This window comes from Larkinella fluvii, from assembly GCF_051857545.1.
Classification (GTDB): Bacteria; Bacteroidota; Bacteroidia; order Cytophagales; family Spirosomataceae; genus Larkinella.
Genome location: NZ_JBPZHB010000010.1, coordinates 374438 through 394742, shown reverse-complemented (window position 1 = coordinate 394742; position 20305 = coordinate 374438). Strand labels below are relative to the sequence as shown.

The following is a 20305-nucleotide window of genomic DNA, read 5'->3' as shown; positions in this document are numbered from 1 at the left end:
TCAAAGAACTACAAGCCAACGTCATTCTGGAAGTGCTCGACTTACCCAACGGTGTTGAGCTACTCAGAAAATACTTAGCACACCAAGCCCGAAGGAGTTAAAACAATCCTTCGTACAGTACTGCCGATGAATACAGAATGGGTATTTAAAATCTTAATTTTTTCTATAAAATAAGAGCATTTAAGAATCAATAAACAATGCCATCAGAAGCTCTCAAAAACCGCCCCGCGATCTCGCCAACCGCTTTCTGGGATGTCGATTTTGAGCACCTTGACTTCGAAATCAAATCCCGGTTTGTGATTGAGAAAGTATTGAATTATGGCCTCTGGGCAGATATTACCGCTTTGTTCCACTACTACGGTTTTGAACGGGTGAAAGCCGAAGTGCTCGAAATTGCTTACTTAAAAAAGAAAACGCTTTCGTTTTGTTGCGTTATCTTTGATCTGAAGCCCGAGCAATTTCGATGTTATACACGGCAACAGTCCAGTCCGGTACCCTGGAATTACTAAAGTAAAATACATTAGCATGCAATTCTCACACCTCCATTGCCACACCCAATACTCACTGCTCGACGGGCAGGCTGAGATCAAGAAACTAATTAAAAAAGCCAAATCCGACAACATGCCAGCCGTCGCCATCACCGACCACGGCAACATGTTTGGCGTGTTTGAGTTTGTGGCCGAAGCCGCCAAACAGGGCATCAAGCCGATTGTGGGCTGTGAGTTTTACGTGGTTGAAGATCATACCAAAAAGCAGTTTACCAAAGAACAGAAGGACATTCGCTACCACCAGTTGCTGCTGGCGAAAAACCCACAGGGCTATAAAAACCTGATCAAGCTCTGTTCGCTGGGCTATACGGAAGGACTCTACGGGAAGTACCCCCGGATTACGAAGGAACTGATCGATCAGTACAAGGAAGGGCTGATTGCGTCCACCTGCTGCATCGGGGCGTCGGTGCCGAAAACCATCCTGAAAAAAGGTGAAGAAGCGGGTGAAAAAGAATTTCAGTGGTGGCTCGACCGGTTTGGGGAAGATTATTACGTGGAATTGCAACGCCACGAGATTCCCGACCAGATCAAGGTCAACGAAGTGCTGGTCAAATTTGCCCGGAAATACAACGTCAAAATCATTGCCTCCAACGACTCGCATTACGTGGACCGGGAAGACTGGGTGGCGCACGATATTCTGCTGTGTGTCAACACGAACGAAAAACTGAGCACACCTTCCGAAAAGGAGTTTAACGATGAGGAAGGTTCTAAAAAAGGAACCCGGTTTGCGTTTTTCAGCGACCAGTTTTACTTCAAAAATACCCAGGAAATGTCGACGCTGTTCCGCGATTTGCCGGAAGCGATCGATAACACCAACGAGATTGTCGACAAGGTCGAAACGCTGAAACTGAAGCGAGACATTCTGCTGCCCAACTTCGTGATTCCCGACGGTTTTGCAAGTCAGGATGATTATCTCGAATTTTTAACCTTCGAAGGGGCCAAACAACGGTATCGGGTCTTGACACCCGAAGCCGACGAGCGGTTGCGGTTTGAGCTGGGGGTGATCCGGCAGATGGGTTTTGCTGGCTACTTTCTGATCGTTTCGGACTTCATTCAGGCCGGGCGCGACCTGGGCGTGATGGTGGGACCGGGCCGGGGTTCGGCGGCTGGTTCGGCGGTGGCCTATTGCATCGGAATAACGAACATCGACCCGATCAAATACAACCTGCTGTTCGAGCGGTTTTTGAATCCCGACCGGAAGTCCATGCCCGATATTGATACTGACTTTGACGACGAAGGTCGCCAGAAGGTAATCGATTACGTAGTCAAAAAATACGGCAAACAGCAGGTAGCCCAAATCGTGACATACGGTACGATGGCGGCCAAATCGGCCATCAAAGATGTCGCCCGCGTGATGGAACTGCCGCTGCCCGAATCGAACGCGCTGGCGAAACTGGTGCCCGACAAGCCAACGTACAACATGACCCTCAAGAAAATTTTTGAGGATTCCATCGAGTCGCTGGGCATGATGATTCAGCCGGAAGAAGTCGAGAACGTGAAAAAGATGCGGGCGATCGAGTCGGGAAATGACTTGCAGGCAAAAGTGCTGAAACAGGCCCGGAAACTGGAAGGCAACATCCGGAATACCGGTATTCATGCCGCCGGGATCATCATTGCGCCGGAGGATTTGTCGAATATCGTGCCGGTTTCGACGTCCAAAGAATCCGACCTGATCATTACCCAGTATGAAGGGAAAGTGATTGAGGATGCGGGTGTTATCAAGATGGACTTTCTGGGTCTGCGAAACCTCACGATCATCAAGGAAAGCCTGCGGCTGATCAAGCAAAACCACGGCGGTTTGTTTGTCAACGGCGTCGAAACCGACATTGACGACATTCCGCTCGACGACGAGGAAACGTACAAAACCTTCCAGCGCGGTGAAACGAACGCGATTTTCCAGTTCGAATCCGACGGGATGAAGAAATACATGAAAGACCTCAAACCAGACCGTTTTGAGGACTTGATCGCCATGAACGCCCTCTACCGCCCCGGCCCGATTGCCTACATTCCGAACTTTATCAACCGGAAACACGGGCGGGAAGAAGTCAAATACGACTTGCCCGAAATGGAAGAATATCTGGCGGATACGTATGGCATAACGGTTTATCAGGAGCAATTGATGTTGCTGTCGCAGAAGCTGGGCAACTTTACGAAGGGGGATGCCGACGTGTTGCGGAAGGCGATGGGAAAGAAAGACCGCGCAACGCTCGATAAAATGAAGGGCAAGTTTATGGATGGTTGCGCGGCTAACAAGCTGGCGATCAAGACCTGCGAGAAGGTCTGGACCGACTGGGAAGCTTTTGCGTCCTACGCCTTCAACAAGTCCCACTCGACCTGTTACGCCTTTGTTGCGTACCAAACCGCGTATTTAAAAACGCATTACAAGTCGGAATACATGGCTGCGGTTTTGACCAGCTCACTGGGCAACATCGAAAAAATTACCTTCTTCATGGAAGAATGTAAAGCCATCGGCATTCCGGTTTTGGGGCCGGACATCAACGAATCGGAGCGGTTTTTCGGGGTCAACCAGAAAGGCGAAATCCGGTTTGGGCTGGGGGCCATCAAAGGCACCGGCGACGCAGCGGTAGATTCCATCATTGAAGAACGCAAAAAAGGCGGGCCGTTTAAAGATGTGTACGATTTCGTGATTCGGATCAATCTGCGAACGGTCAATAAAAAGACGCTGGAAAGTCTGGCCTACGCGGGAGCCTTTGATAATCAGGAGGAATTTCACCGGGCGCAGTATTTTACCCCCGCCGAGGGAGAAACCGCCACGTATATTGAAAAACTGACGCGATACGCCAATAATTACCACGCCGAAAAATCGGCGGCCCAACAGTCGTTGTTTGGCGGAATTGGCGGAGAACCCAACATTGCCCGGCCTAAACCGCCCGTTGTGGAGCCCTGGAGTGAGATTGAGCGGTTGAAATTTGAAAAAGATGTGGTCGGTTTTTACATCTCCGGTCACCCGCTGGATGAATTTCGGATTGAACTGGAAAGTTTCTGTACCTGCACGCTCGATAAACTATTCGACGAAGCGAATCAGGGACGGGAAATTACCGTGGGCGGTATTGTGACAACCAAGCAACTTCGGCAGTCGAAAAACGGAAACCCGTTTGTGATTTTCAAACTGGAAGATTACAATGGAACGGTCGAAATGAGTTTATTCGGGGAGGATTTTGTGCGAATGGGCAATTACATCGAAGAAGGATTGTTTCTCCATGTGAAAGGAAAACTGCAAAACCGCTGGAACTCCGACGCCTTCGAATTTCGCCCGAATTTTATTCAGTTGCTGACCGAAGTCCGGACAAAATACAGTAAGGAACTCTGCGTTCAACTCGATTTGAAGCTGATTAACAACGAGTTTGTTGCCAAAATTGCCGATCTAGTGAAGACGTATCCCGGTTCCTGCAATCTGGTGCTGCGCGTGACGGATGACGAAGACCGGGTTGACGTCAGCATGTTGTCGAGGCCGTTTAAAATCTCGCCTGTAAATGAATTACTGAAAGAATTGGACGCGATCGATGGAGTCGGCTATCGTTTGAATTAGTGTTGAACTTTTTTTCAATTCAAAACATTGTACGTACATAAGAGTTAAAGTAGACAAAAAATCGAGATACAATCATGGCAAAAGCGATTGAAATAACCGACGCCAACTTCGCAGAAGTAATCAATTCTGATATACCGGTACTTGTGGATTTTTGGGCTGAATGGTGTGGCCCCTGTAAAATGATCGGACCCGTTGTGGAACAACTGGCTGGTGAATACGAAGGCAAAGCCATCGTGGCGAAAATGGATGTGGACATGAATGCCCAGATTCCGGCCCAATTCGGTATCCGAAGCATTCCGACTTTGATGGTATTTAAAAACGGAAAAATGGTGGACAAGGTGATTGGTGCCGTTGCCAAATCCGTTCTGGAACAGAAATTAGTAGCCCAATTGTAAGAATTGCGTGCTATTTTATCATAGATTGCCAAAGCCCGACAGCCATGTTGGGCTTTTTTGTTTGCATTTTGGGTGATTGAGTCACAATCTAATTGTCAAAGCTTGCCCGGTTTCGCGTTTTGGCCTATCTTACGAAGGAACGAATACCGCCTTTACACCCTGTACGATGCGATCACTTTTCTTCCTGCTTTTTCTCCTGAGTGCATTACCCGCCTGGACGCAGGCTTTCCGTCCCGACGAAGTCAAACGCTGGCAGCAGCGGGCCAAAGGCATTACCATCACCCGCGACACCTGGGATATTCCTCACATTTACGGAAAAACCGATGCCGACGTCGTTTTCGGGTTGTTATACACACAATGCGAAGACGATTTTGCGCGGGTGGAAGAAAATTACATCGACGCCATTGGCCGCATGGCCGAGGTCGACGGCGAAGACGCGCTGTACCACGACCTTCGTGCCCGGCTTTTTATGGATACCACGCAGGCAATTGCGATTTATAAAAAATCACCGGCCTGGATGAAAAAACTGCTGGATGCTTTTGCCGAAGGAACGAACTATTATTTGGCCACACACCCCAACGTCAAACCGCGCTTGTTGACCCGGTTTCAGCCTTGGATGCCGTTGATGTTTAGCGAAGGCAGCATCGGCGGGAACCTGAGTGTCATTTCTACGGAGCGGATCAAAGCGTTTTATACCAACTCGAAATGGTCGGCACGGGCGTATGATTTTGAGAAGACCGACCGCGAACCCGTCGGCTCGAACGGTTTTGCCATTGCGCCTTCTAAAACCGCATCGAAGAATGCCATGCTGCTGATTAATCCCCACACCTCGTTCTATTTTCGGTCGGAAGTGCATGTGGTTAGTAAAAAAGGCTTGAATGCGTACGGGGCCGTAACCTGGGGTCAGTTCTTTGTTTACCAGGGCTTTAACCAGAATTGTGGCTGGATGCACACGTCGGGTGACGCCGATTCGATGGACGAATACCTGGAAACGGTTGAAAAGAAAGACGGCATTTACCAGTACAAATATGGCACGGAATGGCGTCCGGTGAAAACCGAAAAGATCGCGTTGCCCTACAAATCCGGGAATGAAATCAAGCACAAAGACTTTACGATTTACCGCACCCACCACGGTCCGGTGGCGGGTCAGCTCGGTGACAAGTGGATCACCATCAGCATGATGAACGACCCGTTGAATGCACTGGCGCAATCGTATTTGCGGACGAAGGCCAAAGATTACAAGAGCTATCAGAACGTCATGAAGCTGAACGGTAATGCGACCAACAACACGGTTTATGCGGACCGAGAAGGAACGATTGCGTATTGGCACGGAAATTTTATCCCGAAACGAAACCCGAAATTCAACTGGAACGAGCCCGTCGATGGGAGTGATCCGGAAACGGACTGGAAAGGGCTACATGACATCACCGAGATTGTTCAGGTGAAAAACCCGGTCAGTGGCTGGATTCAGAATTGCAATTCAACGCCGTTTTCCGTTTCGGGACCGAGCAGCCCGGCCATCAGCCAGTATCCGACCTACATGGCGCCGGATGCCGAAAATTATCGGGGCGTCAACGCCGTTCAGGTGTTGAGCCAGAAGACGGTTTTTACGCTGGATACGCTGATTGCAGCCGCCAACGACCCCCATCTTCCCAGTTTCGACGACCTGATTCCTTCGTTGCTGCAAGCGTATAAAAACGTTTCTGCCAAGTCAGAGGAACCGTCCAAACCGTTGGCCGAAGCCATTGATATGCTAAACAACTGGGATAAAACGTACGGAACAACTTCGGTGGCCACCACGCTGGCGGTTTTCTGGGGCGAAAAGATTCAACGCCTAGCCCGCGCACAAATCAAAGGAAATCAGCGGTTTGACTTTTTGACGTTTACGGATTACGTCGTGAAAAACACAAGCCCGGAGGATAAAGTGAAAGCACTCGCCGAGGTCCTGGAGGAACTCACCCGGGACTTTGGCACCTGGAAAACTCCCTGGGGCGACATCAACCGGTTTCAGCGACTGACCGGAAAAATCAAAGAAACCTTCGATGATCAGAAGCCCAGTTTTCCGGTCGGCTTCACCTCCGCCACCTGGGGCTCGCTGGCGTCGTTTGGGGCACGGACGTATCCCGGAACGAAAAAAAGATACGGCAGTGTGGGCAATAGTTTTGTCGCTGTCGTGGAGTTTGGCGATCGCGTGAAAGCCCGGACGGTTGTCAACGGCGGCCACAGCAGCGACCCGGCTTCTCCGCATTTCAATGACCAGTCCGCGCTATTCAGCGCCGGAAAATTCAAGGACGTCTGGTACTACCCGGAAGATATTCAGCAGCATGTTGGCAAAACGTATCACCCGGGAGAAAAATAAATGACATTCCGCCTGCGATCAAAACCGCAGGCGGAATGCTTCCTAATTAACAGAAAGCCACAAAAACCCATTTTTGGAAGACACGCGTTCAATTGAACCCGCTTTTTCCCAATCGGAAAGTATTTTCTCGGCACTTGCGAAATCCTGCTCGGTAATAACGGCAAATTCCTGGGTTGTCAGACTGCGAAATTTGTGAAACAACTCCATTGCCGGTGACATAAAAGCCGTTTTCTGAATGTCAGGTTTTAGAAAGTGAAGTTCTTCTTCGAACAGGGAATACGGTTTGAAGCCATAGATTTTGGTTTGTCGGGTAGCCGTTTCGAGAAACAGGGTTGGAAATCCGCGCACACCCAACCGTTTGGCAAAAGCCAGGTCGTCTTCAAAACCGGCTATAGCACTGTGTTCATAATCGAACCGGAACCGTTCCACATCAAGCCCAACCCAGGAGGCTGCCTGAGCGAGATGCTCCCACCTCGTGATATTTTTCTTGTGCAGGAAAACCATTTCACGAATGATCCGCAGAAACAGGATGGCTTTTTCCGGACTTTGGTACCGGGCTGCTACAAACGCCACGGAGGGCGGATAGGAGGAAGGAAGCGGATCTTCCAGCCAGACATCGCCATCAATGGGCATCTGGTAATGCTGGCTAACTTCGTCCCAGTGGTGGGCCACATCGGCGGGTTTGCTAATGCCGCCACTGTTGTAAACGTCCCACGAAGGCAGCAAACCACCCATGCGATAGTCGATGGTCAAATACCGGCCATATTCCAGCTTCAATTTGCGAAGCTGTGGTTCAATGCCCCAACAGGTCGAACAAATCGGATCGGTAAAATACGTAATGTGAATTTGATCGACTGGAGTACCGTCGGAAACTGAGGCCAATGGTTCATTTCCGGCACTTAACACGTGATCCGGAATTTCGCAGACACCCGAAACCGGGTCGCACAGAAGTGGATGAGTCATTGTATTGATAAACAGGTTGTATAAATCTAGTCGGTAAACTCCCGGATAATGCTCAGGACTTCTTCGCCGATCATTTTGACTTTCGTTTTCCCGAACCCTTTTACGGTTAATAATTCATCCAGCGTTTTGGGCCTGATGCGGCTTAGTTCCAGGATCGTTTTCCGGGGAAGCACCATGTATCCGGCGCTGTCGTTCTCCCCGGCCAGATCGTCCCGCCATTTCGTCAGGGCTTTGTAGAGGCTGGTACCGGCTTTACTGCCGCTGCTTTCGGATGGCTCACCGGCTTTCCGACGGTCCTTCAATTTCCGGTTTGGCTGAAAAACCAGTTCGGATTCGTTGCGGGATTTCAGGTAAGCTAACGCTTCAAAACCGCTTCGGCAACCCTCAAAGCAATGCATTTTGATGAACAATTCTTTTTCGAGTTCTTCCAGTGATTCGCGCAAGGACTCCTGAACCAGTTTGTTATCAGAACCGGTTGGATAATGATAAAGAATGGGTAATAGTTCGTTGTTGATCAGGTTGTAGAAGTAAGAGCCCGCTTTTCGAATGCGTTCTTGTAACGGCTGGTTATCCTCCGGCAAGAGACTTTCGGCAAAGTAAGCCGGCAGTTGTTGGCGGAACCGCGTGGCCAGACTACCGGCTTTTTCATTAAAGAGGGTTTTGAAATGACTCAGGATTTGCTCAGCCCCTTCGTCCAGACTGGCAGCATTTTCGACCACCAGCCGAAGCGATTTGTTGATTAAATACTCCGATCGGTCGAACAGAAACAGGTCCAGCAGCAGGTTTTCCTGGTTGATTTGTTTCGAATTCCACAACTCCTGTTCGTCGGGCGTTTGCAATTGAACCTGTTCGTGAAATTCCTCCAGCAGCACCTCGGTTTTGATGCTGTGGGAGGGAATGGGCGCGCGCAGCACCAGACCATCCAGCGATTTACAGCGGCTCAGCGCCACGTAGACCTGCCCATGGGCAAAAGCCGCCGACGCATCGATAATTGCCTTTTCGAACGTTAGCCCCTGGCTCTTGTGGATGGTGATGGCCCAGGCCAGTTTGAGGGGATATTGAACAAATTTACCGACCGGTTCTTCTTTGATTTCATTCGTAGTCGCATCCAGAGAATACCGAATATTCGTCCAATCCATTCGATCAACCGCGATCGCGTCAACCTCTTTGGGACATTTTACATAAATAAAATCGTCGTCGATGTCGGTTATTTGCCCGATTTTTCCGTTGTAAAACAGCTTTTCGCGGGAAATGTCATTTTTGATGAACATCACCTGCGCCCCCACCTTCAGTTCCAGACTGGCATCAGTAGGGTAAGCGTGGGCGGGAAATTCGCCTTCGAGGGTGGCTTCAAAGGTGTGGGAGGGCGTCTTTAAGGCCCGCAATTTCTGATTGTTGATTTGCTGGGCCGCGTTGTTATGGGTCGAAAGGGTGATGAATCCTTCGCTGTCGTCCGGTGAAAAATCGGCAATATACCGTTGGTTCAACTCGTCCAATTGCAAACGCGTGACGCGTTTTTCGCGAATGCTGTTCAGGATGTCAATAAAACGCTGGTCGGATTGCCGGTAAATGTGTTGTAGTTCAATGGAAATGTACGGTGTTTTTCGCAGGGCGCGGCTTCCGAAAAAATAGCCGGTTTCATAATACGGTTTTAAAAAAGCCCAGTCATCATCCCGAATCACCGGCGGCAACTGCTGCATGTCGCCAATGAGCAGCAACTGCACGCCCCCGAAGGGTTCCGGGCGGTGGCGGTAGCGTCGCAACACCTCATCGATGCCATCGAGCACATCAGCGCGAACCATGCTGATTTCATCGATAATCAACAGATCCAGTGTCCGGAATAATTTGATTTTTTCCCGGTTTATTTTTTTGGATTCCTGACCTGCCGTTCCCGGAACCAGCGGGCCAAACGGCAGTTGGAACAGCGAATGAATGGTGACGCCCCCGGCGTTGATAGCAGCCACGCCGGTGGGAGCCACCACCGCCAGTCGCTTGGATGTCAACTGTTTAATCTCGTGCAAAAATGTCGTTTTTCCCGTGCCCGCTTTTCCCGTCAAAAAGACATTACGGTTCGTATGCAGGACGAAGTCGTGCGCAAGCTGGAGCTTTTCGTTAACAATGATGGGCATAAAGTAACATAATGTAAATTCAAGACCGTCAGAGAGTTACATTAAGTTTTGAGAACTCGCCGGTCATTCCTGAAAGGCACTCAAGATACGAAAAGGAATGATCACAGACTATGCATTTCGAGTCTTTTTGATTGCTATACATTGGGCGATGCCGGCAGGTATTCGAGTATGGAAACCTCACCCCGCAAGTCCATCAAAAGCGCTCTGACATTCAGGGTATACTGGTGGGCATCACTCCACGCATGAATCCGTTTTGCCAACTCAACCGCATGGATCTTGTGAAGTTCCTGTTCTTTTTTCTGATCTTCCGGTGAATCGTCAAAGGTACCTTCGTCGCCCAGGAATTTCTCGTAAGCCCCGCAATGGCGGTGTTCGAGAATATAGACATCCTGAATACCGTGCAGTTCCACTGCCGTTTCGATGTGTTGAAAAAGAACCTCGTTCCAGGCACCATGCAGGTTGGCTCCCAGCGAACTACCGGCTAAAATAAACTGGTCGTAACGATTGGCCAGGTTGTCACGGTGCATAAACCGCACGATGTCGTCCAGCAATCGCAGATCCATACAACTTAACAAAAGAACATTTTTACGGGGAGCGGGGTAGGTACTGGGCATGGTTGACTTTTGATAAGTATGAGAATGTGAAGTGTTATTTTAAGTGGCCTCCGCCTGCAATATAGCGTATTCAAGGTGAACAGGAGGCTCTTTCTGGTTTGAATTGTTTTTAAAATAGTACTATTCTTTTAACAAGCTTTACTTATCGAATCTGTCGGTTTAATGAAAAAATCATATTGTGTCCATACCTTGCGCTTTTGCCGTATACGACTTATTTTTACTCATCAGATGATATGATGACTACCGATACGATCCCAATCAAGCGCGAGAGTCTGGCCGATGCCGTTGTCAACAAGCTCCAGCACCAAATCGCGTCGAATCACTACAAAATTGGCGAAAGGCTGCCTTCCGAACCCGAACTTATGCAGCAGTTTGGCGTGGGCCGCTCGACCATCCGCGAAGCCATCCGCATCCTGGCCAACAAGGGCTTGATCCGGGTGCAACAGGGACTGGGTACCTTCGTGGAACTCCAGCAGAACAGCGTCGAACCGTTTCACCAGAGTCTGTCGCGGGCCGAGGGCGACGATGTCAACGAGGTTCGCCAGTTGCTCGAACTCAAAATTGCCGAAAAAGCCGCCCTGAACCGAACGCAGGAAGACATCGACATCATGAGCGGTTATCTTGAGAAACGGCACGAAGCCGCCCTGCAAAACCGTCCGGAAGAATGCATCGAAGCGGATATTCAGTTTCACATCCGCCTGGCAATGGCATCGAAAAATGAAGTACTTGTGGATCTCTACAGGATCATTGCCAACAAAATGAAGAAGTCGTTCATGGAAGTTTTTATAACGACGGAGACGTTGCTGAGTAAACAGAACATGCACACCTCCCTGCTGCAAAGTGTCGCCGACCGTGACCCTAAAAAAGCATGGTTTTGGGCGGCTAAGATTACGGGCCAGATCCGGTAGTGCGTTCGATTCCCGTAGATTCCAACTTCTAACAAAGGACAGTACGTTATGGATTTAATCCGATCAGCCCTTCGCAAACCCATTACCGTGCTGGTATTGGTGGCGGGTTTATTTTATTTCGGTGTCGGTGCCGTTCGCACGATCAAAATCGACATTTTTCCCAATCTGGATTTGCCGGTTATTTACATTTCCCACCCCTTTGGCGGCTACACGCCCAACCAGATGGAGTCGTTTTTTGGGAAACAGTACGTCAATCTGTTGCTCTACGTATCGGGGGTAAAAAGCATCGAAACCAAGAACATTCAGGGGCTTACGCTGATCAAACTGTCGTTTTACGAAGGCACGAACATGGCCCAGGCGGCCGCTGAAGTGTCGTCGTATACCAACCGGGCGCAGGCCATTTTTCCACCCGGATCGCAGCCGCCTTTCATCCTACGGTTCGATGCATCGACGCTGCCGGTGGGGCAGTTGGTGTTGAGCAGTCCCATTCGAACCAATAACGAATTACAGGATTTAGCCAACGTGTATGTCCGGGCGCGGTTTAGTGCCATTCCCGGTCTGGTAGCTCCGGCGCCCTTTGGTGGTAACTCACGAACAATTGTGATCCGGGCCGACCCGGCACTGCTGCGGTCCCACAACCTGACGCCCGATCAGCTTGTTCTGGCTCTTCGGGCCAACAACCAGGCCACACCAGCCGGTAATGTACGGGTGGGCGATCTGAATTATTTTACCCCGGCTAACACCACCATCCGGGAGGTGAAAGACTTCGGAAACATTCCCTTGTATACCGGATCGGTTCAGAGTCTGTACCTGAAAGATGTGGCGCAGGTGGAAGATGGCGCGGACATTACGTCGGGTTATGTGCTGGTAAATGGCCGCCGGTCGGTGTATTTGCCCATCACCAAATCGGCGGATGCATCGACCTGGGAAGTGGTTCAGAATTTGAAAAAAGAACTGCCCAATTTTCAGTCGTTATTGCCCGAAGACGTCACCTTATCGTATGAATTTGACCAGTCGGTTTACGTTATTAATTCGGTCGAAAGTTTGATTACCGAAGGCGTCATTGGGGCGATTTTAACCGGGTTGATGGTCTTGCTTTTCCTGGGCGATCCACGGGGTGCTCTCATCGTGATTATCACCATTCCGATCTGTATTATTTCCGGGGTTTTATTCCTGTCGTTATTCGGGCAAACCATCAATATTATGACGTTGAGCGGTTTGTCACTTGCCATCGGTATTCTCGTGGATGAATCGACGGTTACAATCGAGAATATACACCAGCATCTGGACATGAAAAAGCCCAAAGCGCTGGCAATCTGGGATGCCTGTCAGGAAATTGCCTTCTCTAAACTGCTGATTCTCTTCTGTATTCTGGCGGTTTTTGCCCCGGCCTTTACCATGAAGGGTATACCGGGGGCTTTGTTTTTACCGCTTTCGCTGGCGATTGCGTTTTCCATGATTACGTCCTACATCATGGCCCAGACGCTGGTGCCGGTATTGGCGAACTGGCTGATGAAAGCGCACGTCATCAAAACCAACGGAAAAGCCGGGAAACACGATGCCAAACAGGCCCAGGCGATTCCGGTGGCGGCCCAGTCGTCAGAAGAACGAATCCTGACCGGAAAACAGAAATTAGCGCACCAGGCTGATCTTAATAACGACGGAAAAATTGGCCGTTTCGAGCGGCTACGGATCAATTTTGTGCGCTTTATTTCGTGGACTCTTCCGTATAAAAAATCCATAACCGTTGGCTATGTAGTGGTCGCACTGGCCAGTACGGCTTTCTTTTTGAGCACCATTGGTCGCGATGTTTTACCGCGCGTCAATGCCGGACAGTTTCAGGTTCGGCTGCGCGCGCCGGATGGCACCCGGCTTGAAAAAACGGAGCTTACCATGTTGAAAGCACTCGATGTGTTGCACCAGTTGGTGGGGAAAGAAAATGTCGATATTACCTCCGCCATGGTGGGTATGCACAGCTCCCAGTTTTCAACCAGCCCGATTTATCTCTTCATGGCCGGGCCGCAGGAAGGCGTTTTACAGGCGAGTTTAAAACCCGATTATGACGTCGATCTGGATCAGTTAAAAGACCAATACCGCGCCAAAATGAAGGAAGCTTTGCCGGATATAAAAATGTCTTTCGAGCCAATTGAACTGACCGATAAAATCCTCAGCCAGGGTTCGCCGACGCCCATTGAAGTGAAGGTGATCGGGAAGAATAAACCGCAAAACGAGGAGTATGCCAACAAGGTGATTGCCAGTCTGAAAAAAATTCCGTATCTGCGGGACGTCCAAATTGGTCAGGCGGTCAATTACCCGGCCATCGACATCGAAATCGACCGCGTCCGGGCGGCCCAGTTGGGAACGGACATTTCGGCAATTTCACGTTCGTTGACGGCCTCGACCTCGTCGTCACGGTTTACCGAAAAAAACGTCTGGATCGATCCGAAAAGTGGTCAAATGTATAGCGTCCAGGTGGTGGTGCCGGAGAGCAAGATGGCAAACCTCAGCGATATTGGCGAAATTCCGGTGACACCCAATGCCAACCGCCCGGTGCTGAGCGATGTGGCCACCATTAAAAAAGGCCGGACGTACGGCGAAAACGACAACATTGGCGCGGTACCGGTTTTGTCGGTCACGGCGAATCTGAATGACATGGATCTGGGAACGGCTACGGTCGATGTTAAAAAAGCCATTGCCGATCTGGGTGAATTGCCGCGCGGGTTAACCATTGAAACCCGGGGGCTGACGCAGGTGCTGACCGAAACCCTGGATAGTTTACAAACCGGTTTGTTAACGGCGATCATCGTAATTTTCCTGATGCTGGCGGCTAATTTCCAGTCGTTTAAAGTGTCGCTGGTCGTTTTGTGTACTGTTCCGGCGGTGTTAGCGGGTTCCCTGGCCTTATTGCTGCTGACGGGCTCAACGCTCAATCTGCAATCGTACATGGGCATGATCATGTCCGTGGGGGTGTCCATTTCCAATGCGGTTTTGCTGGTGACCAACGCCGAACAGTTGCGAATGAAAAACCACAATGCCCTGCTGGCGGCCAAAGAAGCCGCTTCGCTGCGGATGCGACCCATTCTTATGACCAGTGTGGCGATGGTGGTGGGCATGCTCCCAATGGCCCTCGGATTTGGTGAAGGCGGTTCGCAAACCGCCCCGCTGGGCCGGGCCGTCATCGGCGGGCTGATCGCTTCAACTTTTGCGGCTTTGCATATTTTGCCGCTGGTATTTGCCTGGGTGCAGGAAAAATCATCGACCCAGTCGGTATCGTTAGACCCTGAAGACAAAGAAAGTAAACATTATATTCCCGGCGTATATGAATCGGTTAATTAACAGAGTAGGGTATTCAGTATTGGCGGTTTTTTCCGGCATTCTGGTGGTCAGTTCGTTGAATGGCTGCCACTCGAGCGAGGGGAAAACAGAAAAGACCGCCGTGGCGGAGGAGCCGCAACCACTGGAAGTGATTGCGTTGCGCAAGGGCAAACTCTCGTCGAGCCTACAGATTCCCGGCGAACTGATGGCTTTTCGGGATGTGGATATCTACGCCAAAGTGAGCGGTTTTATCAAGTCCATTCATGCCGACGTGGGCACGGAAGTGAAAGAAGGGCAGTTGCTGGCCCTGGCCGAAGCCCCCGAACTGAACGCGCAATTGTCGGCTGCCCATTCGAGACTGAAGTCGCAGGAAGCGTTGTACATTGCCAGTAAGGCCAATTACGACCGCTACGTGGATGCTGCCAAAACACCGGGAACCGTCGCCCAGACGATGATTGAACAGACGCTGGCGAAAAAAGAATCGGACATGGCCCAACTGGAAGCCGCCAAATCGTCGTACCGGGAAGTGTCCGACATGCGGAAATACCTGGAAATCCGGGCACCTTTCAGTGGGATCATCAGTCTGCGGAACGCCAGCACCGGGGCCTACATCGGGCCGTCGGGAAAGGGTTCGGAGTTTCCGCTGTTCGTATTGACGGAACAAAAACGACTGCGGCTGGTCATTGCCGTTCCCGAAGCGTATACGGGGTATGTCGACCTGAACGACGAGGTGACGTTTACCGTGAAAGCCTATCCCGATAAAAAATTCATCGGGAAAGTAAAACGGCTGGCGGGGGCGCTCGACAAACGCCTACGCTCGGAACGAACCGAAGTGGATGTAATCAACAACGACCGCAAACTCCTGCCGGGCATGATTGCTGAGGTAAACATTCCATTACCGACCAAAAATACGACTTTCGTGGTGCCAAAATCCGCCGTCATCAATGCCACGACGGGCGTTTTCATCGTCAAAGTGGTCAACCAGAAGGCCGAATGGGTTCCGGTTCAGAAAGGGCTGGAAGACGGAGACAGCGTCGAAGTGTTTGGCGAGGTGAAAGAAGGGGATCAGATTCTGACTACCGCCACGGAAGAAGTGCGGAACGGTTCTGCCATTCGTTCGGTAAAACAACGGACGTAGTCGCCGGAGAGCCGGTTTTTCAGGAACCGATGGCGTTTAGAATCACCGCGCACGCTTCCCGAATCTGCTCTTCGGTGATGATCAGTGGGGGCGCAATGCGCATGGAATTGTCGCAAAACAGAAACCAGTCCGTAATCACCCCCTTCGCAATGGCCCGGTCGATGACCGGTTTCAAAACGTCGAACGATTCAAATTCGGCCGCCAGCATCAGCCCTTTGCCCCGGACTGCTTTGATGGCCGGATGTACCAGCAACTGCTTGAACAACTGGCCTTTGGCTTCGGCCTGTTCGTGCAGTTTTCCGTCCAGAACAACGCGCAGGGTAGCCAGCGAAGCCGCCGAGCAAACCGGGTGGCCGCCAAAGGTGGTGATGTGTCCCAGAATTGGGTTAGTTTTGAAAACGCTCATGATTTCGGCCGAACTGATGAACGCGCCAATCGGCATACCGCCCCCCATGCCTTTGGCGCAAACCAGCACATCGGGAACGACCCCGAAATCTTCGAAGGCCCAGAAGGTTCCGGTCCGCCCAAAACCGGTTTGAATTTCATCGAAAACCAGCAATGCGCCCACCTCCGTACACCGCTTCCGCACCGCCTGAAGATACGACGCTTCCGGCACGCGAACGCCCGCTTCACCTTGTACCACTTCCATAATCACGGCAGCGGTTTTTTGGGTGATTTTTTCCAGGTGCTGCCAGTCACCGTGCTGGATGTGCCGAATGCCGGGTAGGAGGGGGCGGAAGCTTCGTTTGAAATTTTCGCTCCCGGACAAGGAAAGTGCGCCCTGCGTGGCACCGTGATAAGCATTGAAACACGAAATGATTTCCCGCCGTCCCGTAAACCGTTTCGCCAGTTTCATGGTGCCTTCGATGGCTTCCGTGCCGGAGTTGGTGAAATAGACGCTGGACAGCGGTTCCGGCAGCGTTTGAGCCAGCGCGTGGGCCAGTTCAACCTGGGGCGTCTGCACATATTCGCCGTAGACCATCAAATGCAGGTATTTATCCAGTTGCTCCTGAATGGCCGCCAGCACGCGCGGGTGCCGGTGGCCGACGTTGCTCACGCCGATGCCGGAGATCAAATCGATATAGCGCTGGCCGGATCCGTACAGATAAATGCCCTCCGCCCGCTCGATTTCGAGAGCCAGGGGAAAGTCGGACGTTTGGGCGACGTGCTGAAAAAACAGTTGCCGATGGGTTACTACTGTGTTGTTCTTCAAGGAAATAGTTAGTTGCCGGTGCAAAAATACACCTATATAACGCTTGGGCGAAATCGGTAAGTTTATTAACTTTAATAGTTATGAAATTTTCCTGCCTATGAAGCTAATCTACCTGTCTGTTATTCTGGGAATTTTGCTGGTTTCGAAGGGGTGGTCCCAGGACGTTTACTACGAACCGGGTCAGTCGCATATTCCCGGAACGTATGATTTTCTGCTCAAAAATGGCACCACGATACGCGGCCAATTCGTCCGGCGGGATAGTGCTTCGTATCTCATCCGAACCAAAAAGGAGGGCGACCGGCTGTTGGCAGCCCATGAGATTCAACGCGCCGATCTGGTTGGGGGCACCCTCCGCAGCGGCCCTGACTTTCCGAACGGCTTTCCATTCCGATTATTTTTGATGCCCACGGCGTATATGCCCGAAAACAAGAGCCTGTATTTTCAAAGCAGCTACGTTTTGTTCAGTCGGCTGGATGTGGGAATTACCAAAAACCTGAGTGTGGGTACGACCTTTCAAACCCTGAATCCCCGAAATTTTCACACGTTTTCGGCCAAATACGGTGCCAAACTGATGCCCCGAACCCACATCGCGCTGAATGTTCAGTATATCGGTATTCGTCTGAACGAACGCTTGTTGACCAAACTGGGATTAGCCCAGGGCGTGGTGACCGTGGGGGATGCGGAGCGCAACATAACCGTGGGAGCCGGTGTGACTTTCTCCCGACAGGGCATTGCTTCGTCGGGTGTCGTCACCATCGGCTATGTCCGTAAACTGACGCCGGATCTGACGTTCATCAATCAGAACAATATTCTGGTGGGAGAAGCCATTGAGCCGCAATATACCTACCTGTCCGGTTTGACTTCGGCGGGCTTGCGGTTTAACCGCCGTCGACACGCATTCGATACGGCGATTCTACTACCCGTCTACAGTTCCAACGGCCTGATTCGCACCAGCCCACTGCCGTATCTGAGTTATATGGTTCGGCTCGGAAAGTGAGTGTAGACAGGAGAGGTGAGACAAGAGAGTAGAGACTAAAAACCGTTAAGGAGGTCTTTACTCTCTTGTCTCATCTCTCCTGTCTACATTCACTCTTCAAAAAAACACACGGTTCCGCCCACCCAGTCGAAGTCTTTGTTGAATCGAACACCAATCATTTCGCCCCGGCTCAAGCGCGCCAGATTGGTCAGGAGCGTCGGGCGCGGGTCTTTCTCGTGCCAGATATAGAGCATCCGGATTTCGCACTTCACCAACCCGTCCGGCGATTGAATGACCGGTTCATATTTGACTTTTTTCTGGAGTAAGTAATTCTCTTTGTCAGAAATTGAATCCAGATCTTCTTTCGAAATATTCAGCATAACGCCACTGCCCGCGAAGGAAAAAAGCGGTTTTAAAACGTAATTTTCCAGATCATCAGGATAGGTTTCTACCTGATCCAGGTATTGACTGGTCGGCACATACGGGCTGTTCAGCAATGGCAATGTGTGTTTGCTAATACGAAAAAACCAGTTCGGGTGTCCAATCCATTCGACGTCTACGTCGTCCGTTAAGGAGAAAGCGGTTTTTAGTTCCGGAAAGTTTTCTAACTCATCAAATATCAGTCGGTTATAGATTCGCTTGATGTGGTAACGCTGTCCCTCTTTTTCGTAAAAAAGCTTCCGGCCCTCTTTCTGAATCTTTGTTAAACAAACTGCTTCGATGCCCAGCATCTCGTGGGTGATGGCAAAGTCGATGCGGGTTTTCTGTTTTTCCGGGTAAATTTCCAGCAGAATCACCTGCTCCGGCGGTTCCGTTCCGATGATCAACCGGCGCAGATGCTGGCGGTAGGTTTCGTCGGAATCGACATCGAACAGGTGGTTGAAACCGTCGGGAATGGGAAAGTAGTTTCTGAAATTACCAGACACGTAAGACTGGAAACCGAAGATCGACGGAAAGCCCTGCAATTCGATCAACTGCGGGAGCAAATCACCGTTTTCATCCTTACAAATGGCAAAGTCAATGGCCAGAAAAGAGGTGTGCTCATTCTCGTTCGGCACCCGTTGGCCGGGCGGAATGGCGGCTTCCGACCACGCTTTAAACTGATCCTCGGTGATCGTATCAACAATCGAATCGCAGGCTTCCAGAATCCGGTTTTTCAAGGCCAGCGGGACAAAAACCGGGGTTTCGGCCACCCGGAAATCCAGTTGTCCCGGATAATCGTGGTCAATCTGATCCAAAAAAGCCCGGTAATTTTCCGGGCTGAATGCTGCATTATAGGCCTGACGAATCGAATGAATCATAGTCGTTGGACGTGACCCGATGTCTGAAAAACCGGGCCACGTTTTTAAGGTGGTCAGATGGTTTGGCGCAGGAAATCCGGTATCAGTACCGATTCGGTCAGCCCGATTTTTTGAGGGTCCAGCAGCGACTCGACCATTTCGTTGTATTTTTCTTCGCCGTGGTTCTCGACAATCTGCTGCTTTTTCTCATCTTTCATGAAATACCGCAACATGCCTTCGCCGTCGGCTTCCGGGTGAAACTGGGTTCCGAACACCTCATCGGTAAACCGGACAGCCATAATGGCTCTTTCATAGTCGACGTGAGGACGAATTTTTTCCAGACACAACACCTTGGCATCCAGTTCACTAATGCGCTGCCAGTTGGGTTCGGTCAATTGGTAATCCCGCGAATCGACCGCAAAAAACGGATCCGGCAATTTCTGAAACAACGGATCGGTTTGGCCTTCGTCGGTTTTGTGAATCGGGAAAATACCAAAGGAGGTCGACCGCCGTTTGCTGATGGTTCCGATGCCGAGGTGCCGCGATACGAGTTGAAACGAATGGCAAATCAGAAACAGATATTTCTTTTGATTACTGGTCCGGTTGTGCGAAAAAAGCCGATCGATCAACTCAAAATAAGGCTCCTCCCAGGGTTCATCGCTCGGTAGCGGACTGCCGGGGCCACCGCTTGAAATGTAAATATCGTAGTCGAGTCCGGGTATTTCGTTCTTGCCACGGACATCGAAAACCGTATGCGTTAATTCAAGCTGTTCTTTTTCGCTGATGTTCCGGATTAGTTGCAGAATACAGCGCATGCCTTCATTCGGAACATTGTTGTACAGGTCCAGAATGGCCACTTTCATCGATTCCATTGGGTACGTTTCAAAGCTACAGGTAAACCCCCAACCCCCTAAAGG

General features: G+C 50.7%; 14 protein-coding genes. 8 read left to right on the top strand and 6 right to left on the bottom strand.

Annotation, left to right across the window (positions count from 1 at the left end; all coding sequences use genetic code 11):
* Positions 1 to 197 precede the first annotated feature (197 nt).
* The 4 genes from ACS5NO_RS26930 to ACS5NO_RS26915 all read left to right on the top strand — a co-directional run bounded on the left by ACS5NO_RS26930 (position 198) and on the right by ACS5NO_RS26915 (position 6852).
* Positions 198 to 509 carry a DUF6922 domain-containing protein gene (locus ACS5NO_RS26930; RefSeq protein ID WP_439417992.1) on the top strand — a complete coding sequence of 104 codons (312 nt, stop codon included), beginning with the start codon at positions 198 to 200 and terminating at the stop codon, positions 507 to 509.
* A gap of 16 nt (positions 510 to 525) precedes the next feature.
* Complete coding sequence (gene dnaE, locus ACS5NO_RS26925) at positions 526 to 4098, top strand: DNA polymerase III subunit alpha (protein ID WP_439417991.1); 3573 nt, start codon at positions 526 to 528, stop codon at positions 4096 to 4098.
* A 74-nt stretch (positions 4099 to 4172) separates the two neighbouring features.
* A complete protein-coding gene (gene trxA, locus ACS5NO_RS26920; RefSeq protein ID WP_114406522.1) occupies positions 4173 to 4493 on the top strand; it encodes a thioredoxin in 321 nt (106 codons plus the stop codon).
* A 166-nt stretch (positions 4494 to 4659) separates the two neighbouring features.
* Positions 4660 to 6852 carry a penicillin acylase family protein gene (locus ACS5NO_RS26915; protein WP_439417990.1) on the top strand — a complete coding sequence of 731 codons (2193 nt, stop codon included), beginning with the start codon at positions 4660 to 4662 and terminating at the stop codon, positions 6850 to 6852.
* A 42-nt stretch (positions 6853 to 6894) separates the two neighbouring features.
* On the opposite strand, the gene ACS5NO_RS26910 is transcribed toward ACS5NO_RS26915, so the two are convergent.
* The 3 genes from ACS5NO_RS26910 to ACS5NO_RS26900 form a co-directional block, all read right to left on the bottom strand.
* Positions 6895 to 7815, bottom strand: coding sequence for a DsbA family protein (locus ACS5NO_RS26910; protein ID WP_439417989.1), 921 nt, complete (start codon positions 7813 to 7815; stop codon positions 6895 to 6897).
* Between the two features lie 26 nt (positions 7816 to 7841).
* Positions 7842 to 9944 carry an HRDC domain-containing protein gene (locus ACS5NO_RS26905; RefSeq protein ID WP_439417988.1) on the bottom strand — a complete coding sequence of 701 codons (2103 nt, stop codon included), beginning with the start codon at positions 9942 to 9944 and terminating at the stop codon, positions 7842 to 7844.
* Positions 9945 to 10078: 134 nt separating this feature from the next.
* A complete protein-coding gene (locus ACS5NO_RS26900) occupies positions 10079 to 10558 on the bottom strand; it encodes a carbonic anhydrase (protein WP_439417987.1) in 480 nt (159 codons plus the stop codon).
* Positions 10559 to 10791: 233 nt separating this feature from the next.
* On the opposite strand from ACS5NO_RS26900, the gene ACS5NO_RS26895 reads away from it, so the two are divergent.
* Genes ACS5NO_RS26895 through ACS5NO_RS26885 form a run of 3 tightly spaced genes read left to right on the top strand, consistent with a single transcriptional unit; the run spans position 10792 to position 15919 of the window.
* Positions 10792 to 11466, top strand: a complete 675-nt coding sequence (locus tag ACS5NO_RS26895) for a FadR/GntR family transcriptional regulator (protein WP_439417986.1) — start codon at positions 10792 to 10794, stop codon at positions 11464 to 11466.
* Positions 11467 to 11514: 48 nt separating this feature from the next.
* Complete coding sequence (locus ACS5NO_RS26890) at positions 11515 to 14802, top strand: efflux RND transporter permease subunit (protein ID WP_439417985.1); 3288 nt, start codon at positions 11515 to 11517, stop codon at positions 14800 to 14802.
* Complete coding sequence (locus ACS5NO_RS26885; RefSeq protein WP_439417984.1) at positions 14786 to 15919, top strand: efflux RND transporter periplasmic adaptor subunit; 1134 nt, start codon at positions 14786 to 14788, stop codon at positions 15917 to 15919. The genes ACS5NO_RS26890 and ACS5NO_RS26885 overlap by 17 nt, the downstream gene beginning before the upstream one ends.
* A gap of 19 nt (positions 15920 to 15938) precedes the next feature.
* On the opposite strand, the gene ACS5NO_RS26880 is transcribed toward ACS5NO_RS26885, so the two are convergent.
* On the bottom strand, positions 15939 to 17138 hold the full coding sequence (locus ACS5NO_RS26880; RefSeq protein WP_439418000.1) for an aspartate aminotransferase family protein: 1200 nt from the start codon (positions 17136 to 17138) through the stop codon (positions 15939 to 15941).
* A gap of 91 nt (positions 17139 to 17229) precedes the next feature.
* On the opposite strand from ACS5NO_RS26880, the gene ACS5NO_RS26875 reads away from it, so the two are divergent.
* The gene (locus ACS5NO_RS26875) at positions 17230 to 18129 is read left to right on the top strand and encodes a hypothetical protein (RefSeq protein WP_439417983.1); all 900 of its coding nucleotides are present in this window, start codon (positions 17230 to 17232) and stop codon (positions 18127 to 18129) included.
* 89 nt (positions 18130 to 18218) lie between these two features.
* Here the strand turns inward: ACS5NO_RS26875 and ACS5NO_RS26870 are convergent, their stop codons facing one another.
* Together ACS5NO_RS26870 and ACS5NO_RS26865 are read right to left on the bottom strand one after the other, a co-directional pair.
* Positions 18219 to 19409 (bottom strand): hypothetical protein, encoded by a 1191-nt coding sequence (locus ACS5NO_RS26870; RefSeq protein ID WP_439417982.1) that lies wholly within the window; start codon positions 19407 to 19409, stop codon positions 18219 to 18221.
* A gap of 53 nt (positions 19410 to 19462) precedes the next feature.
* Positions 19463 to 20260, bottom strand: coding sequence for a type 1 glutamine amidotransferase (locus ACS5NO_RS26865; RefSeq protein WP_439417981.1), 798 nt, complete (start codon positions 20258 to 20260; stop codon positions 19463 to 19465).
* Positions 20261 to 20305: the final 45 nt, after the last annotated feature.

Coding starts and splice junctions, on each gene's coding strand:
- ACS5NO_RS26930 (WP_439417992.1), top strand. CDS start 198: ATGCCATCAGAAGCTCTCAAAAACCGCCCCGCGATCTCGCCAACCGCT.
- dnaE (WP_439417991.1), top strand. CDS start 526: ATGCAATTCTCACACCTCCATTGCCACACCCAATACTCACTGCTCGAC.
- trxA (WP_114406522.1), top strand. CDS start 4,173: ATGGCAAAAGCGATTGAAATAACCGACGCCAACTTCGCAGAAGTAATC.
- ACS5NO_RS26915 (WP_439417990.1), top strand. CDS start 4,660: ATGCGATCACTTTTCTTCCTGCTTTTTCTCCTGAGTGCATTACCCGCC.
- ACS5NO_RS26910 (WP_439417989.1), bottom strand. CDS start 7,815: ATGACTCATCCACTTCTGTGCGACCCGGTTTCGGGTGTCTGCGAAATT.
- ACS5NO_RS26905 (WP_439417988.1), bottom strand. CDS start 9,944: ATGCCCATCATTGTTAACGAAAAGCTCCAGCTTGCGCACGACTTCGTC.
- ACS5NO_RS26900 (WP_439417987.1), bottom strand. CDS start 10,558: ATGCCCAGTACCTACCCCGCTCCCCGTAAAAATGTTCTTTTGTTAAGT.
- ACS5NO_RS26895 (WP_439417986.1), top strand. CDS start 10,792: ATGATGACTACCGATACGATCCCAATCAAGCGCGAGAGTCTGGCCGAT.
- ACS5NO_RS26890 (WP_439417985.1), top strand. CDS start 11,515: ATGGATTTAATCCGATCAGCCCTTCGCAAACCCATTACCGTGCTGGTA.
- ACS5NO_RS26885 (WP_439417984.1), top strand. CDS start 14,786: ATGAATCGGTTAATTAACAGAGTAGGGTATTCAGTATTGGCGGTTTTT.
- ACS5NO_RS26875 (WP_439417983.1), top strand. CDS start 17,230: ATGAAGCTAATCTACCTGTCTGTTATTCTGGGAATTTTGCTGGTTTCG.
- ACS5NO_RS26870 (WP_439417982.1), bottom strand. CDS start 19,409: ATGATTCATTCGATTCGTCAGGCCTATAATGCAGCATTCAGCCCGGAA.
- ACS5NO_RS26865 (WP_439417981.1), bottom strand. CDS start 20,260: ATGGAATCGATGAAAGTGGCCATTCTGGACCTGTACAACAATGTTCCG.